Genomic DNA, 16,211 nt, shown 5'->3' on the forward strand with positions numbered 1-16,211 from the left:
GAGCTTTGCATGCACGACTCCCCTCTCTTTCTGCCGCTGCGCGAGCAGCATGCCAGGTTGCGCGACGGCCGCCTGAGTGCCAGTGAGCTGGCCGAAGCGGCTGTGGACAACTTTGCTTTTCGTGGTGCCCACGATCACGCCTACCTCACCTGGAACGGCGAGGCCGCACGCCGCAGTGCCGCGGCAATCGACCAGGTGCTGGCCGCCGGAGGAGATGCCGGTGCCTTGATGGGCATTCCAGTTGCCGTCAAGGATCTCTACGGGGTGCCCGGCATGCCGACCTATGCTGGCTCCGCGAAACCGTTGCCCAATCGCTGGGAACAGCCTGGGCCGGTGATCCAGGCGCTGCTCAGGCAGTTGCCCAGCGTGATGGGCAAGACCCATAGCGTGGAGTTCGCCTTCGGTGGCCTGGGAACCAATGCCCACTGGGGCACGCCACGCAATCCCTGGGACGTGGCTTCTCATCGCACCCCCGGCGGCTCCAGCTCGGGAGCCGGCGTGGCGCTGGTCAGCGGCACCGCCAGTCTGTCGCTTGGTACCGATACCGCCGGCTCGGTGCGCATTCCCGCCTCGATGACCGGTGTGGCGGGGCTCAAGACCACCGCCGGACGTTGGCCGATCGAGCGAATCGTACCGCTCTCCACCACCTTGGATACGTCAGGACTGCTGGCGCGTAGCGTCGACGACCTGGCCTTTGCCTTTGCCGCGCTCGATCCGCAATTGAGTGGCGAGCGCAACGCGACACTCCCGGTGCCGGAGCTCGCCGGGCTGACGTTCGGCGTGCCGGAGCGCTACTTCTGGGACGATTGCAGCCCCGGCATTGCCGAAACGCTGCGTGAGGCGATCCGCCAGCTCGAGGCGGCGGGTGCGCGCATCGTGACGCTGGAGCTGCCCGGTGTCGATGAAGGCTTTCGGTTGTTCCAGGCGGGGGGGCTTGCGGCGGCCGAACTCGCCGCCTTCCTCGAGAGCGAACTGCCGGAGATGATCGCCACGCTCGATCCCAATGTCGCGGCACGCGTCAAGGCCGCCGATGAGATCAGTGCTGCGGAGTATGTCCGTCGTAGAGGTGTCATCGAGGCGCTCTCCGCCCGGGCCGCCCAGTGCCTTGCCGGCATCGATGCACTGCTGACGCCAACGGTGGCGATCACGCCGCCCACGCTCGAGAGTCTCGAACCCGATGGCGCCTATGCCAAGGCGAACATGCATGCCCTGCGCAATACGGTGATGGGCAATTTCATGGGCCTGTGCGGGCTGACCTTGCCGGTTGGCAGGGATGCGGCCGGCATGCCGGTTGGCCTGCAGCTGCTGGCGGCTCCCTGGCAGGAGGCGCGCCTGCTGGCGGTGGGGTGCGCCATCGAGGAGAGGCTGGGGCGGGGAGGCGATATCCTGGGTTGGCCGCCTGCGCCCTAGCTTGGCTTCGCCTGATCGATCCCTGACTAGCGACGCAGCGGATCGAGCAGCTCGCTCAGGCCGTTGTGATCGATCTCGTGCATCAGCTGCAGCAATTGACCTATCTCGCCGGGCGGAAAGCCCTTCCGCGCGAACCAGTTGAGGTAGGGGCCGGGCAGGTCGGCGATCAGCCGGCCTTCGTATTTGCCGAACGGCATTCTGCGGGTGACCAGTATTTCCAGGTCCTCGGGTTTCACTCGTGGCTCCTGTGCCGTCATGCTCGCGGCTTGCCACTGTACGGTGTGGCCGAATCTCTTGCCAGCTACTGACAGCATGGCGACTCTGCTAATGTTGGGTAATCAGCCATGGAGAGGAGCGGCGGCATGCACAAGGCAGCTGGCAGCGCAGAGACGGCAGGTGATCAGGCGGATCGCGAGGATCCCTATCTCTGGCTCGAGGAGGTCGAGAGCGAGCAGGCACTCGACTGGGTACGCGAGCGCAATGGCGAGGCGCAACAGGTGCTGGAGTCAGCGCCGGGCTTTGCCGAGCTGCGTGATGACCTTCAGGCGATTCTCGAGGCGGACGATCGTATCCCTTTCGTCGTCAAGCGTGGCGAGCACTACTACAATTTCTGGCAGGATCGTGCCCACCCTCGCGGGGTGTGGCGTCGCACGTCTCCCGAGGAGTATCGCAAGGTGCAGCCCGAGTGGGAGGTGCTGATCGATCTCGACGCGCTGAATGCCGCTGAAGGCGAGAATTGGGTATGGCATGGCGCAGACTGTCTCAAGCCCGAGCGGGAGGGGGAGGCCTATCGCCACTGCCTGATTGCGCTCTCCCGCGGTGGCGCCGACGCCGACGTGACCCGCGAGTTCGATCTGGTCGAGAAGCGCTGGGTGGAGGAGGGCTTCCAGCGCGAGGAGGCCAAGGGGGCACTCTCCTGGATCGACCGCGACAATGTCTACGTCTACAGCGACTTCGGCGCCGGTTCGCTCACCGCCTCGGGCTATCCACGCATCGTCAAGCGCTGGCGGCGCGGCACACCCCTCGCCGACGCCACGACGCTCTTCGAGGGCGAGGCGGATGACATGTACATCGCCGCCGGCCGGGATCATACCCACGGCTTCGTGCGCGACTTCGTCAGCCGCTCGCGGGCCTTCTACGACAATGAGCTTTATCTGTGCAACGCCGACGGCACGCTGCGCAAGATCGAGGTGCCCGATTCGGCCCACAAGCGGATCCATCGCGACTGGCTGACACTCGAGCTGCGCGAACCCTGGACGCTGGCCGGACAGACCCATCCCGCCGGAGCGCTGTTGATCACCGGCCTCGATGCCTTCATGCAGGGGGAGAGCGAGTGGCGGGCGCTGTTCACTCCCACCGAGACGACCTCCCTCGAGGCGGCGACCTGGACGCGCCATCATCTGATCCTCACCGTGCTGGACGACGTCAAGCATCGCCTCGACGTGCTCACGCAGCGTGATGGCGAGTGGTACTGCGAACCGCTAGCCGGGGTACCTGAGATCGGTACCCTGAGCGTGGCGGCGGTGGATGAGGAGGCCAGTGACGACTACTTCATGACCGCCACCGGCTACCTCACGCCGACCACGCTCTATATCGGACGTATCGGCGAGATGCCGCAGCGGCTCAAGCAGGCGCCAGCGCTGTTCGACGCCACGGGGCTGCGTGTCAGCCAGCACTTCGCCACCAGTGCGGACGGCACCCGGATTCCCTATTTCATGATCGCCTCGAAGCCGCTGGCGACCAATGGCAACAATCCCACGCTGCTTTACGGCTACGGCGGCTTCGAGATCTCGCTGACACCGGGCTATCAGCCGGGAGTGGCGCGCGGTTGGCTGCTGGCGGGGGGCGTCTATGTGGTGGCCAATATCCGCGGTGGTGGCGAGTATGGCCCGCGCTGGCACCAGGCCGCACTCAAGGCGGCGCGGCACAAGGCCTTCGAAGATTTTGCCGCGATCGCCGAGGATCTCGTTGCCCGGGGCGTCACCTCTTCGGGCAAGCTCGGCATCCAGGGCGGCTCCAATGGCGGGCTGCTGGTGGGCAACATGCTGGTGAAGTATCCCGAGCTGTTCGGGGCGGTGGTCTGCCAGGTGCCGCTGCTCGACATGCGCCGCTACCACCGCCTGCTGGCCGGTGCTTCTTGGATGGCCGAGTATGGCGACCCCGATGGCGAGGAGTGGGCATTTCTGCGCGGCTATTCGCCCTATCACAACCTCGAGACCGGCAAGCGCTACCCTCCGCTGTTGCTGATGACCAGCACCCGCGACGACCGCGTGCATCCCGGTCATGCGCGCAAGATGATGGCGCGGATGCGCGAGCAGGGCCATGAGGCGCTCTACTACGAGAACATCGAAGGCGGGCATGGCGGGGCTGCCGACAATGCTCAGCGGGCGCACATGCAGGCGCTGGCCTTCAGCTTTCTCAAGCAGAGGCTTTTTAATGATATTTCTATCAATACTCTATTAGTATAAGAGCGATAACGATAACCGACACACGCCAGTCCGGCCGCCTTACGCTTGCGCAGTGCCGCAACGTGATGGTTCGGAGGGGATGCTGTCGGCTGCGTTTCGTCGTAATGGTCAAGCTGTCATGATCAATGCCTTCCGGACTCGATGATTCGGTCAGGTGGCATCTTGGATGCGCGCACCGCTCAGGAGCATGCATGCCGCATGTTCCAGGCCTGTCCCGTGAATTGTTAAAGGAGTAACGCAAGGTGAATTCATCGAGCCGACGACTTGTGTCGATGCCTAGCTGGCGTCGGGTGGCGGCCAAGCCCCTGGCGGCTATCGTAGGGCTTTGTGTGAGTGTCGTTGCGCCGTTCAGCATGGCATTCGACTTCGACGATGTGGTGCAGCGAGCAGAGCAGCTTGCCCAGCAGGGCTACAAGGCTCCCGCACGCGACCTGCCCGACGCACTGCGCGGTCTGGAATATGCCGAATATGCCCAGATCCAGTACAAGCCCGAGCGCTCCTTGTGGCGCAACGAGGATTTGCCCTTCGATCTGAGCTTCTTCCACGAGGGCATGCATTACGATACGCCCGTGGCACTGCATAGTATCGATGGGGAGTCGGTAGAGGAGATTACCTTCAATCCCGACGATTTCGACTACGGCGATCTGGATATCCCGTCCGAGGCGCTCGAGAATCTGGGGATGGCCGGCTTCAGGGTCAACTACCCGATCAACTCCGACACCAAGCAGGAGATCATGGTGTTCCTGGGCGCGAGCTATTTCCGCGTGGTGGGACGCAACCAGATCTATGGGCTCTCCGGGCGGGGACTGGCCGTGGACACGGCACTCTCCTCGGGAGAGGAGTTCCCTCGCTTCAGTGAGTTCTGGATCGTCAAGCCCAGTCCCGATAGCCAATACCTGACGATATTCGCCCTGCTCGATTCACCGAGCGTCACCGGGGCTTATCGCTATGTACTGCGCCCGGGCGAGGACAGCATCGTCGATGTCCAGTCGCGCCTATTCATGCGCCAGCCGGTGGAGAAGCTGGGCATCGCCCCGCTCACCAGCATGTTCCTCTATGGTCCCAACCAACCTTCGCCGACGCCCAACTTCCGACCGGCGATCCACGACTCCAATGGTCTGCTGGTGCACGGCGAGCAGGAAGGCTGGAGATGGCGGCCGCTGGTCAACCCGGCGCGCCTGATGGTGGATACCCAGGCGGTCGAGACGCTGCGTGGCTACGGCTTGCTGCAGCGCAGCCATCACTTCCACGACTACGAGGATCTCGAGGATCGCTACGAACTGCGGCCCAGCGCCTGGATCGAGCCGCAGAGCGCCTGGGGCGCGGGACGCGTGGAGCTGGTGCAGATTCCCACGCCCGACGAGACCAACGACAACATCGTCTCCTTCTGGACGCCGGATCGGGCGCTGGAGCGCGGCACCGTCCTTGACTACGACTATCGCATCTACTGGACCATGAACGAGCCCAAGTTCTACGATCCCAACCTGGCCTGGGTGGATCAGACGCGGCGCTCGCCTGGCGAGGTGCGCCAGAACAACCTAATTCGCGAGCTGGATGGCACGCTGGCGTTCGTCATCGATTTCAAGGGGCCGGTGCTGGAGTCGGATGCCGAGCTCTCCCTGGAGGCGGGTATCGGAGACAATGGTGAGCTGGTCGACAGTCGCATCGTGCGCAATACCGCGGAGGGTGGCTGGCGCGCCTTCGTGCGCGTGAAGCGCAGCGAGAACAACCAACCGCTCGATATCCAGGCGTTTCTCAAGGACGGTGATCGTCGTGTCTCTGAAACTTGGTTCTATCGGCTTCCCGCCGACGCATGAAATGCCGGATGCCAGCCAGAGCAGTGCCTATCTCGAGCGCCTGGCGCATGAGACGGCCTCGCGTGAGGCGAGGCGTGCCCTGTATGGCAGCGATATCGACCTCGATGGCATGGCGGCACTGCATGCCACCCTCGGGGGGCGCCCGGCGCCCCTCGATGACCCCGCCGCCGTCTCAGTCGGCAGGCGCCTGACGCTTGCCTATGGCGAACAGCCGCCGCTGGCGCCCGCCGAGGTGCTCACTACCGACGAGCAGGGCATCACCCGGCTGAGAACCGCACCCCCTCTGGCGCGAACGCCCCTGGCGCCCGAGGCCTGGTCGACCAACCCCTTCGTGCGCTTCGGGCAGTGGACGAGGCGATGGGCTGCCCGCGGCTATCGGCGCCGGCGCAAGGCGCACGCGGACGCACAGCGCAAGCTCCGCTGGCAGAAGGCCGCTTCGCTGCGGCGCTGGGTTCTGCTGGTGCTGGTATTCGGGCAGAGCCTGTTGGCCGCTCACTACATGAGCACCGTACTGCCTTATGGCGGCCAAGGCGCGCTCGAAATCTCTCTGCTGGGGCTGTTCGTACTGCTGTTCTGCTGGGTTTCGGCGGGGTTCTGGACGGCGCTGATGGGATTCTTCCAGCTATTGCTCGGTCGCGACCGCTATGCCATCGACTCCAGCGATATTGCCGATGCGCCGATCTCCCCGGCGGCGCGCACCGCCCTGCTGGTACCCATCAGCAACGAGGATGTACCGCGGGTCTTCGCCGGGATTCAGGCGACCCTCGAGTCGCTGCGTGATACCGGCCAGGCCGAGCATTTCGACCTGTTCATCCTCAGTGACAGTGCCGACCCCGACGTGGCCATCGCCGAGACGCACGCCTGGTTGACACTGTGCCGAAAGCTCGATGCCTTCGGCCAGGTCTACTATCGACGGCGCCAGCGCCGAGTGAAGCGCAAGAGCGGCAATCTCGATGATTTCTGCCGACGCTGGGGCTCGCAGTATCGCTACATGGTGGTGCTGGATGCGGACAGCGTGATGAGCGGCGATTGCCTGACCCGTCTGGTACGCCTGATGGAGGCCAACAGTGAGGCGGGAATCATCCAGACGGCGCCGCGCGCCTCCGGGCGGCTCAATCTGTATGCCCGCATGCAGCAATTTGCCACCCGTGTCTATGGGCCGCTGTTCACTGCGGGGCTGCACTTCTGGCAACTCGGGGAATCCCACTACTGGGGGCATAATGCGATCATTCGCGTTGCCCCCTTCATGCGTCACTGCATGCTGGCGCCACTGCCCGGCAAAGGCGCGATGTCCGGCGAGATCCTCTCCCACGACTTTGTCGAGGCGGCGCTGATGCGGCGTGCCGGCTGGGGCGTCTGGATTGCCTACAACCTGCCCGGTAGCTACGAGGAGATGCCGCCCAACCTGCTCGACGAGCTCAATCGTGATCGACGCTGGTGTCATGGCAACCTGATGAACTTCCGGCTGTTCCTAGCCAAGGGCTTTCATCCGGTGCACCGGGCGGTGTTTCTCACCGGGGTGATGTCCTATCTCTCGGCGCCGCTGTGGTGCCTGTTTTTGATCCTGTCGACGGCGCTGCTCGCCGTGCATACCTTGAGCACGCCGGAGTACTTCCCGGAGCCGGGCATGCTGTTCCCGGTCTGGCCGCAGTGGCGGCCGGGGTTGGCGGTGGGGCTGTTCTCGGCTACCGCGACGCTGCTGTTCCTGCCCAAGTTTCTCAGTGTGCTGCTGGTCATCATCCAGGGCGCCCGCGACTTCGGCGGGGGGCTGCGGCTATTCGTGAGCATGGTGCTCGAATCGCTGTTCTCGATGCTGCTGGCCCCGGTGCGCATGCTGTTCCATACCCGCTTCGTGCTCACGGCGCTGCTGGGGGGAACGATCCAGTGGCGCTCGCCCTCCCGCGACAACACCGCGACAACCTGGGGCGATGCACTGCGCAACCATGGCGCCCAGACGCTGCTGGGAGCCGCCTGGGCGACTGGTGTCTACCTCATGGAGCCCACCTTCCTGTGGTGGATGTCGCCCATCGTGGTGGCATTGATGCTGTCGATACCGGTATCGGTATTCTCGAGCCGGGTATCGCTGGGGCGGCGCTGTCAGCATGCCAGGCTGTTCCGCATTCCCGAGGAGACGCATCCTCCCCGCGTGCTGCGGCGCATGGTGCGCCATCTGCATCGCATGCGTCGCCAGACCTCGCCGACCTTCGTGCAGATGGTCACGGATCCCGTCGCCAATGCCCTGGGGTGTGCGCTTGCGACTTCCCGCCATGGCGTTTCCGAGCTGCTGGCCCGGCGGCGGCGTGAGCAGGTAATGGCGGCATCGCGCCTGGGTCCCGACGCGCTCGATGACAAGGCGCGGCTGAAGTTTCTCGATGATCCGGTGCTGCTCTCCAAGCTGCACTATCAGGTCTGGGCGAATTGCGAGGCGCATCCGGCATGGCGTGAGCAAGGCATTCCCAGGGTCGCGTCGCTGCGACTACCGACCTGAAGAGGAAATACGCAAATGAACGCAAGCAAGGAGCGCTTCGTCGGGCTGGAGTGGCTGAGATTCCTGCTCGGCCTCTACATCGTCATTTTCCATACCCTGCACGCCTATCCATCGATCAGGTCGTGGTCGCACTACATCACCGATGTGGGCTTCTTCTCGACCAGCGCCTTCTTCGTGCTGTCGGGCTTTCTCTTGGCGCATGTCTACCTGGATGACCAGCGGCGCATGCGCGAGCCGCCCCGCAGCTTCTGGATCAAGCGCTTCTCCAACCTCTATCCGATCCATATCGGCGCCCTGGTGCTGGCGATGTCGCTGGCGACGTTGATCGGTTACCTGCAGATCACTCCTGAGGATGCCGATGCCTCGATCCGCTTCGTGCTGTATGACGTCAACAAGGACATGGGGGAGAATGGCCACCTGTTGCGTCATGTGATGGGCGACACCGAGCTTGCCATCAACCTGCTGCTCAACGTCACGCTGCTGCATGCCTGGAACCCGTTTTACCTGACGTTCAACCCGCCATCGTGGTCGATCTCGGTGCTGTTCTTCTTCTACCTGCTGTTTCCCTGGCTCGCGCCCCGGCTGTTTCGCGTGCAGCATCGCGTGCGGGCGCTGGCATTGACCATGGCCTGCTACCTGGTCCCGACTCTGGTGGTGATTGTCACCACCGACTACGGCATGCCGGAAACGGGGATTTTGCACCGCAACCCGCTGATCCGCCTGCCGGAGTTCATTGCCGGCATCCTGCTCTGCTCGTTGTACGCTCATTACAGGCGCCAGGGACATTCACTGGACCGGCGCATGGGCTGGGGCCTGGCGGGCTTCGTCGCCCTGTCGGTGATCGCGGCGGTACAACTGCTGCAGCTTGGTCGCACCTGGTACTACCTGCTGCACAATGGGCTGCTGCTGCCGGCTCAGCTGGCGCTGATCTTCCTGGCGGCGCACTGGCGTGCGCCGCGGCGCGACAGCCTCAAGCGCCTGGCGAGCCGGCTGGGCGGGGCCTCGCTGCCGATGTTTGCCCTGCACGTGCCGCTCTACGTGATCTTCACGCGCATCGAGATGGTACTGACCGGGGAGACCTCTCTTGCCCGCTACCCGCTGTTTCTGCTGCTCACGGTGCTCTTCTGCATCTTCTTCCAGGAAGCCTTCGTGCAGCGCATCAAGCTGCTGTTGCAGCGGTTGCTGCTCTCGCGCAAGCCGGTGGCGCATGTCGACAAGATTGCGCCGCATTGACCGCGCGCTCGACTGACGAAAAATGACTGGCAACTAAACGCAAAACCGCCACCCGGTATGATCCGTAGGTGGCGGTTTGGCAATGTTCTCTGGTCGGAATAGCAGGATTCGAACCTGCGACCTCTGCCTCCCGAAGGCAGCGCTCTACCAAGCTGAGCTATATTCCGACGCGCGTGGGCTCTCGCCTCAACGGTGGGGAATTATACGTATTCCCGGTGAATTTGCAACTACTCAGGCGGTGCGATCGACGGCCAGCCGGGCCAGTTCGGCCATGCTGTCGCGGTAGCGGCTGGCCGGCAGATGCTCGAGCTGCTCGAGGGCCTTGGAGGCCATCTCCTCGGCACGCTGGCGCGTGTAGACGAGGGCTCCGGTATCGCGCACGATGGCAAGGACCTCGTCAAGACGCTCGAGGCCACCCTTGCGGATTGCCTGGCGGATCAGCTCGCTCTGTTCGGGGCTGCCGGCGATCATGGCCCGGATCAGCGGCAGGGTGGGCTTGCCTTCGGCAAGGTCGTCGCCGACGTTCTTGCCCATCGCCTTGGCATCGCCCTGGTAGTCGAGCAGGTCGTCGACCAGCTGGAAGGCGAGGCCCAGGTAACGGCCATAGAGTTGCAGCGCGGTCTCCTGCTGCGGGTCGGCCTCGGCGAGGATCGCACCGCTGTGCGAGGCGGCTTCGAACAGCATCGCCGTCTTGCCCTGGATGGTGTCGAAGTAGGCGGCCTCGTCGATATCGGGGTTGCCCACGTTGGTCAGCTGCAATACCTCGCCCTCGGCGATGGTGCAGGTCGCGGCGGAGAGCGTCGCCATGATGCGCATCGAGCCGACGTCGACCATCATCTGAAACGAGCGCGAGTAGAGGAAGTCGCCGACCAGCACGGAGGGCGCATTGCCCCAAGCGTCGTTGGCGGTGGCCTTGCCGCGGCGCATGTGCGACTCGTCGACCACGTCGTCATGCAGCAGTGTCGAGGTGTGCATGAACTCGATCAGCGTGGCCAGGATGATGTGCTTGTCGCCTTGGTAGCCAAGCGAGCGGGCCGCCAGCAGCACCAGTAGCGGGCGCAGGCGCTTGCCGCCACTTTCGATGATGTACTGGGCGATGGACTGGACGAGCGGCACCCGAGAAGCCAATTGCGTGACGATGGTGCGATCGACGGCGGCGAAATCCTCGGCTACCGCGGCATGAATGGGAGATGCTGTAGGCATGGATGCGCTGCTTGTCTGTGTGGGGCCGAGGTCGACGGCCGACCTTTGGGTTGCCGCTTATGCTATGGGTGCCCCCTAGAGGCGTCAAGCAAAGGGGGCGGGAGGCTTGCAAAGGTGGTCCCGCCACCATGGGCTGGGTGCCGGGGCTTGTATCGGCCTCAAGGCATCGTTATAATCCGCGACCCGACTCATCACGCTCCCTGTCAGATGGCTCCAGAAGGGGCGCCACTCGCCGCAGGTCGATGAAGAGCACAACCCGATGAGTGTTTGGAGAACGTCTACTATGTACGCAGTTATCAAGAGCGGTGGCAAACAGTACCGTGTTCAGGAAGGCCAGACCCTGAAGCTCGAGAAGCTGGAAGTGGCTACCGGCGATGCGCTGGAGTTCGATCAGGTGCTACTGGTTGCCGATGGCGACGACATCAAGGTCGGCGCCCCGCTGGTCTCTGGTGCCAAGGTTGCCGCCGAGGTCATCTCTCACGGCCGTGGCGACAAGGTGACCATCATCAAGTTCCGTCGCCGCAAGCATCACATGAAGCGTCAGGGCCACCGTCAGTGGTTCACTGAAGTCAAGATCACTGGGATCTCCGCGTAAGCGGATACACCCCCTGAAAGAGCGAGGACTTTGCAATGGCTCATAAGAAGGCAGCCGGTAGTACACGTAACGGTCGCGATTCCGAATCCAAACGCCTTGGCGTCAAGCTGTTCGGCGGCCAGGCAGCTACTGCTGGCAACATCATCGTGCGTCAGCGCGGCACCAAGTTCCACGCCGGTACTGGCGTTGGCCTCGGTCGCGATCATACGCTGTTCGCCCTGAGCGATGGCGTGATCAAATTCGAGACCAAGGGTCCGAAAAACCGCAAGTTCGTGAGTGTCGTCTCCGCCTGAGAGCGTCGCGAGCCTGTAGCAAAAGGCCCCGCCTAGGCGGGGCCTTTTGCGTATTATGACGGTGTGTACCGTCAGGAGATAACAGATGCAGTTCGTCGACGAAGCCTCGATCATCGCCGAAGCCGGCAACGGTGGCAGTGGTTGCCTGAGTTTCCGCCGCGAGAAGTACGTGCCCAGGGGCGGTCCCGATGGCGGCGATGGCGGCCATGGTGGGAGCGTCTACCTGATTGGTGACGACGCCCTCAATACCTTGATCGATTTCAAGTATCAGCGCTTCTACAAGGCCCAGAACGGCCAGCCGGGAATGGGTCGCCAGATGAGCGGCAAGGCCGGCGAGGATCTGCACATCAAGGTGCCGGTGGGAACCACGGTGATCGACGAGGATACTCTCGAGGTAATCGCCGATGTCACCGAGATCAATCAGGTCGTGCTGGTGGCGCAGGGCGGTCGTCGCGGGCTTGGCAACATTCATTTCAAGTCCTCCACCAATCGCGCGCCGCGCAAGACCACTACCGGGACCGAGGGCGAGCGGCGCAACCTGCGCCTGGAGATGAAGGTCATGGCCGATGTCGGCCTGCTGGGCATGCCCAACGCCGGCAAGTCGACATTGATCCGCGCCGTCTCCGCGGCCAAGCCCAAGGTTGCCAACTACCCCTTCACCACGCTGGTGCCCAATCTGGGCGTGGTGAAGCTGGGCATGCACGAGCACTTCGTGATGGCCGATGTGCCGGGGCTGATCGAGGGCGCTTCGGAGGGGGCGGGGCTCGGGCTGCGCTTCCTCAAGCACCTGACCCGCACGCGGCTACTGCTGCACGTGGTCGATGTCGCGCCGTTCGACGAGTCCGACCCGGTCGAGGTTGCCGAGGCGATCGTCAACGAGCTTGAGCAGTTCTCACAGGCGCTCTCCGAGCGGCCACGCTGGCTGGTGCTCAACAAGTTCGACCTGCTGCCCGAAGAGCAGCGCGAAGCGCGCGCCACTGAGATTGTCGAGCGGCTGGGCTGGGAGGGGCCGGTGTTCCGTATCTCGGCGATCTCCGGCGAAGGCACCGATGCCCTGGTGCAGGCTGCCTACCGCTGGCTCACCGAGCAGCGCCGGCTCGAGAACGAGGACGAGGAGGCTGCCGAACGCGAGCGTGAGATGCGTGAACGCATGGAGGCCGAGTCGGTGGCGCGCACCGAGGCGCGGCTGGGCCGCAAGCGCAAGCGTACCGCAGAGGATGACGACGATGACTTCGACGATGACGATTATGATGTCGAGGTCGAGTATGTGCAGTAGAGGCGCATGAGATGGTGAACGAGCAGGCGCTGGGCCGCGAAGCGCTGAGCGGTGCGCGGCGGGTGGTGGTGAAGATCGGCAGTGCACTGTTGACCAATGATGGCCGTGGGCTCGACGAGGCGGCGATCGGTGGCTGGGTCGACCAGATCGTCGCGCTGCACCGTCGCGGTATCGAGGTGGTGCTGGTCTCCTCGGGGGCGGTGGCCGCCGGCATGGTGCGCCTGGGCTGGCAGGCGCGCCCCAGCGCCGTGCATGAACTGCAGGCTGCCGCAGCGGTTGGGCAGAACGGCCTGACCCAGTGCTACGACCATCACTTCGGTCGCCACGGCCTGCTCACCGCGCAGGTCTTGCTGACCCACGACGATCTCTCCAACCGCAAGCGCTATCTCAACGCGCGCTCGGCGCTGCGTACGCTGGTCGATCTGCGCGTGGTGCCGGTGATCAACGAGAACGACACCGTGGTTACCGACGAGATCCGCTTCGGTGACAACGATACCTTGGGCGCCCTGGTGGCCAACCTGCTCGAGGCCGATGCGCTGGTGATCCTCACCGACCAGGAGGGGCTCTTTGATGCCGACCCGCGCCACCATCCCGAGGCGAGTCTGATTCACGAGGGGCGTGCCGGCGACCCATCGCTTGCCGCCATGGCCGGTGATGGCGGGGCGCTTGGGCGTGGCGGGATGACCACCAAGGTGCTGGCGGCTAGGCTCGCGGCGCGCTCCGGGGCGGTCACCGCCATCGCCAGTGGCCGTCAGCCCGGCGTGCTGACGCGACTGATCGACGGCGAGCGGCTCGGCACGCTGCTGAGCCCCGAGCAGGCGACGATCGCGGCTCGCAAGCGCTGGCTAGCCGGCCAGTTGCAGGTACGCGGTAGCCTGACGCTGGACGCGGGAGCGGTGAAGGTGCTGCGTGGGCAGGGCTCGAGCCTGCTGCCGGTGGGCGTGAAGGCGCTTTCGGGCGAGTTCGTGCGCGGCGACATGGTGGTATGTGTCGACGAGCAGGGTGAGCGGATCGCCAAGGGGCTGGTCAATTACGGTGCCGAGGATGCCGCGCGCATCCTTGGTAAGCCGAGCCACCAGATCGAGGCGATTCTGGGCTACATGGAGGCCCCGGAGCTGATCCATCGCGATAACCTGGTGGTGATCTGAGTCGTCAGGCCGACGGAAAGGCAGGCTTGGTGCGGGGTGCGACAGTAGCAAGGGGCTGGGCTGCATGATAGAATGCGCCATCCTCTCAGACACGGCCCGGTGGTTGATCCCGCCAGAACAGGGCAAACCGGTTGGGGGTTTGGAATTTCCCCAGTCTGGTCAAACATTTACCGAACACGGTTAGAATTTCTCCAAGGAGATAGTAGTGGCTAACAGCAAGCAGGCCCGCAAGCGCGCTCGTCAGGCGGAAAACCGTCGCGTACTGAAGGCAAGTCAACGCAGCATGGTGCGTACCTACATCAAGCGTGTCATCAAGGCGATCAACGGCGGCGACCACAGCCAGGCCATGACCGAGTTCAGGGCCGCACAGCCGGTCATCGACCGCATCGCCGACAAGGACGTGCTGTCCAAGAAGAAGGCCGCTCGCCTGAAGAGCCGCCTGAACAAGCGAATTAAGGCGCTGGCTGCGTAAGCCGGACGCTTCGAGGAGACGGCGAACGCTCACGCGCCTGGCGCCAGCGTTTCGCGATCTCCCGCAAAAACCGGCTTCGGCCGGTTTTTTTGTGGCCGCTCTCTTATGAACCGGCAAGTTGAAACGACAGGGTAGACAACGCGCTTGGCCAACGAAGACTCCTCGACATCGCCGATAGCCGCCGACGCCGCTGCCGAACCGGCGTCCCAGCCGCCGGTGCGCTCCGGTTTGATGCGCTCCGGGCTGGTGGTCAGCGTCATGACCATGCTGTCGCGGGTGATGGGGCTTGCCCGCGATGTGGTGGTAGCGGCGCTGTTCGGCTCGGGCAATGGCGCCGACGCCTTCTTCGTGGCGTTCAAGATTCCCAATTTCATGCGCCGGCTGTTCGCCGAAGGGGCCTTCAACCAGGCCTTCATCCCGGTGCTGTCGGAGTACGCCACGCGTCGCAGCCGCGCCGAGGTGCGCGAGCTGCTCGATGCCGTGGCGGGTAGTCTTGCGGTGGTGCTGGCGCTGATCACGGCACTGGCGATGTTCGCCTCGCCGTGGCTGGTGTGGCTGTTTGCGCCCGGCTTCGGCCGCGATCCGGACAAGCTGGCGCTCACCGCCGACATGCTGCGCCTGACATTTCCCTACCTGCTGCTGATCTCGCTCACGGCATTTTCCGGCAGCGTGCTCAATACCTGGAATCGCTTTGCGGTGCCGGCCCTGACGCCGATCCTGCTCAACCTGTCGCTGATCGGAGCAGCGCTGCTGCTCACGCCGTTGATGAGCGAGCCGGCCATGGCGCTGGCCTGGGGGGTGCTGATCGCCGGCGCCGCGCAGCTCGCCTTCCAGGTGCCGTTCCTGGTGCGCCTGGGGCTGATGCCGCGGCCATGGCCCAACTTCGCCCATAGTGGCGTCAGGCGCATTCTGGTGCTGATGGCACCGGCGCTGTTCGGGGTGTCGGTGTCGCAGATCAACTTGCTGCTGGATACCGTGCTGGCATCGTTCCTAACACCGGGCAGTGTCTCCTGGCTCTACTACTCCGACCGCCTGGTGGAGCTGCCGCTGGGGATCTTCGGTATCGCCATCGCCACGGTGATATTGCCGGCACTCTCCAAACGTCACGCCGAGCAGTCGCCCGAGCACTTCGCGCGCATGCTCGACTGGGCAGTGCGCGCGGTGCTGCTGCTGGGACTTCCCGCCGCGTTGGCACTGGCGCTGCTCGCCGAGCCGCTGCTGATCTCGCTGTTCCATTATGGGGCGATGACCGAGCTCGACATCAGCATGGCGGCGCTGAGCCTGCGAGCCTACTCGCTGGGGCTTGTCGCCTTCATGTTGATCAAGGTGCTGGCGCCGGGCTTCTTCGCCCGCCAGAACACCAAGACACCGGTGAAGGTCGGCATCATCGCGATGGTCGCCAACATGATCTTCAATTTGATCCTGATCTGGCCCCTGGCGCATGCCGGCCTGGCCCTGGCGACCTCGCTCTCGGCGTTCATGAACGCCCTGCTGCTGGGCTGGCTGCTGAAGCGCGAAGGGGCGCTGGTGTTCCAGCCCGGCTGGGGCCGCTATGCCGTGCAGCTCGTCGGCGGCTGCCTGGTGATGGGGCTGGGGTTGTGGTGGCTGTCGCCGGAGTGGCAGGCATGGCTCGAGTGGGGCGTGATGCAGCGGGTCGCGACACTGGGCGGGCTGGTGATCGGCGGTGCTCTGCTCTACTTCGTGTGGCTGACGGCATGGGGCGTGAGGTTGCGACACTTCCGCCTCAATGGCTAGGTGCCAGGAGCGCGCCTGCCGATGGAAGGCGGGACACGGATAGGCGGGCGCCG

The 16,211-nt window shown here is 64.4% G+C and carries 13 protein-coding genes and 1 tRNA gene; 11 read left to right on the forward strand and 3 right to left on the reverse strand.

Going from position 1 to position 16,211, the window contains the following annotated elements; all coding sequences use genetic code 11:
* Positions 1–9: 9 nt before the first annotated feature.
* A complete protein-coding gene (locus HJD22_RS04330; protein WP_208654033.1) occupies positions 10–1,410 on the forward strand; it encodes an amidase in 1,401 nt (466 codons plus the stop codon).
* A 26-nt stretch (positions 1,411–1,436) separates the two neighbouring features.
* On the opposite strand, the gene HJD22_RS04335 is transcribed toward HJD22_RS04330, so the two are convergent.
* Positions 1,437–1,646, reverse strand: coding sequence for a DUF3820 family protein (locus HJD22_RS04335; RefSeq protein WP_208654032.1), 210 nt, complete (start codon positions 1,644–1,646; stop codon positions 1,437–1,439).
* Positions 1,647–1,772: 126 nt separating this feature from the next.
* Between HJD22_RS04335 and HJD22_RS04340 the strand changes: the two genes are divergently transcribed.
* The 4 genes from HJD22_RS04340 (at position 1,773) to HJD22_RS04355 (ending at position 9,416) form a co-directional block, all read left to right on the forward strand.
* Positions 1,773–3,878, forward strand: a complete 2,106-nt coding sequence (locus tag HJD22_RS04340) for a prolyl oligopeptidase family protein (protein WP_217267814.1) — start codon at positions 1,773–1,775, stop codon at positions 3,876–3,878.
* 272 nt (positions 3,879–4,150) lie between these two features.
* Positions 4,151–5,695 carry a glucan biosynthesis protein G gene (locus tag HJD22_RS04345; RefSeq protein WP_208654030.1) on the forward strand — a complete coding sequence of 515 codons (1,545 nt, stop codon included), beginning with the start codon at positions 4,151–4,153 and terminating at the stop codon, positions 5,693–5,695.
* Positions 5,652–8,183, forward strand: a complete 2,532-nt coding sequence (gene mdoH, locus HJD22_RS04350) for a glucans biosynthesis glucosyltransferase MdoH (RefSeq protein ID WP_248730100.1) — start codon at positions 5,652–5,654, stop codon at positions 8,181–8,183. The genes HJD22_RS04345 and mdoH overlap by 44 nt, the downstream gene beginning before the upstream one ends.
* 15 nt (positions 8,184–8,198) lie before the next feature.
* The gene (locus HJD22_RS04355; RefSeq protein WP_208654029.1) at positions 8,199–9,416 is read left to right on the forward strand and encodes an acyltransferase; all 1,218 of its coding nucleotides are present in this window, start codon (positions 8,199–8,201) and stop codon (positions 9,414–9,416) included.
* A gap of 90 nt (positions 9,417–9,506) precedes the next feature.
* On the opposite strand, the gene HJD22_RS04360 is transcribed toward HJD22_RS04355, so the two are convergent.
* Together HJD22_RS04360 and ispB are read right to left on the reverse strand one after the other, a co-directional pair.
* Positions 9,507–9,583 (reverse strand) — tRNA-Pro (locus HJD22_RS04360).
* Positions 9,584–9,647: 64 nt separating this feature from the next.
* Positions 9,648–10,619 (reverse strand): octaprenyl diphosphate synthase, encoded by a 972-nt coding sequence (gene ispB, locus HJD22_RS04365; RefSeq protein WP_208654028.1) that lies wholly within the window; start codon positions 10,617–10,619, stop codon positions 9,648–9,650.
* Between the two features lie 283 nt (positions 10,620–10,902).
* Here ispB and rplU point away from each other — a divergent pair, with 283 nt between their 5' ends.
* The 6 genes from rplU to murJ all read left to right on the forward strand — a co-directional run bounded on the left by rplU (position 10,903) and on the right by murJ (position 16,158).
* Entirely contained in the window at positions 10,903–11,214 is a 312-nt protein-coding gene (rplU, locus tag HJD22_RS04370; RefSeq protein ID WP_208654027.1) for a 50S ribosomal protein L21, read from the forward strand.
* Between the two features lie 35 nt (positions 11,215–11,249).
* Positions 11,250–11,507 carry a 50S ribosomal protein L27 gene (gene rpmA, locus HJD22_RS04375; protein WP_208654026.1) on the forward strand — a complete coding sequence of 86 codons (258 nt, stop codon included), beginning with the start codon at positions 11,250–11,252 and terminating at the stop codon, positions 11,505–11,507.
* 85 nt (positions 11,508–11,592) lie between these two features.
* A complete protein-coding gene (cgtA, locus tag HJD22_RS04380) occupies positions 11,593–12,783 on the forward strand; it encodes an Obg family GTPase CgtA (protein WP_208654025.1) in 1,191 nt (396 codons plus the stop codon).
* Positions 12,784–12,794: 11 nt separating this feature from the next.
* On the forward strand, positions 12,795–13,931 hold the full coding sequence (proB, locus tag HJD22_RS04385) for a glutamate 5-kinase (RefSeq protein WP_208654024.1): 1,137 nt from the start codon (positions 12,795–12,797) through the stop codon (positions 13,929–13,931).
* 205 nt (positions 13,932–14,136) lie between these two features.
* Positions 14,137–14,403, forward strand: coding sequence for a 30S ribosomal protein S20 (gene rpsT / locus HJD22_RS04390; protein WP_208654023.1), 267 nt, complete (start codon positions 14,137–14,139; stop codon positions 14,401–14,403).
* 231 nt (positions 14,404–14,634) lie between these two features.
* Positions 14,635–16,158, forward strand: a complete 1,524-nt coding sequence (gene murJ, locus HJD22_RS04395; RefSeq protein ID WP_208656732.1) for a murein biosynthesis integral membrane protein MurJ — start codon at positions 14,635–14,637, stop codon at positions 16,156–16,158.
* The last annotated feature ends 53 nt before the right edge of the window (positions 16,159–16,211 follow it).

The organism is Halomonas sp. TA22, from assembly GCF_013009075.1.
Classification (GTDB): Bacteria; Pseudomonadota; Gammaproteobacteria; order Pseudomonadales; family Halomonadaceae; genus TA22.

Coding starts and splice junctions, on each gene's coding strand:
- HJD22_RS04330 (WP_208654033.1), top strand. CDS start 10: ATGCACGACTCCCCTCTCTTTCTGCCGCTGCGCGAGCAGCATGCCAGG.
- HJD22_RS04340 (WP_217267814.1), top strand. CDS start 1,773: ATGCACAAGGCAGCTGGCAGCGCAGAGACGGCAGGTGATCAGGCGGAT.
- HJD22_RS04345 (WP_208654030.1), top strand. CDS start 4,151: ATGCCTAGCTGGCGTCGGGTGGCGGCCAAGCCCCTGGCGGCTATCGTA.
- HJD22_RS04355 (WP_208654029.1), top strand. CDS start 8,199: ATGAACGCAAGCAAGGAGCGCTTCGTCGGGCTGGAGTGGCTGAGATTC.
- ispB (WP_208654028.1), bottom strand. CDS start 10,619: ATGCCTACAGCATCTCCCATTCATGCCGCGGTAGCCGAGGATTTCGCC.
- rplU (WP_208654027.1), top strand. CDS start 10,903: ATGTACGCAGTTATCAAGAGCGGTGGCAAACAGTACCGTGTTCAGGAA.
- rpmA (WP_208654026.1), top strand. CDS start 11,250: ATGGCTCATAAGAAGGCAGCCGGTAGTACACGTAACGGTCGCGATTCC.
- cgtA (WP_208654025.1), top strand. CDS start 11,593: ATGCAGTTCGTCGACGAAGCCTCGATCATCGCCGAAGCCGGCAACGGT.
- proB (WP_208654024.1), top strand. CDS start 12,795: ATGGTGAACGAGCAGGCGCTGGGCCGCGAAGCGCTGAGCGGTGCGCGG.
- murJ (WP_208656732.1), top strand. CDS start 14,635: ATGCGCTCCGGGCTGGTGGTCAGCGTCATGACCATGCTGTCGCGGGTG.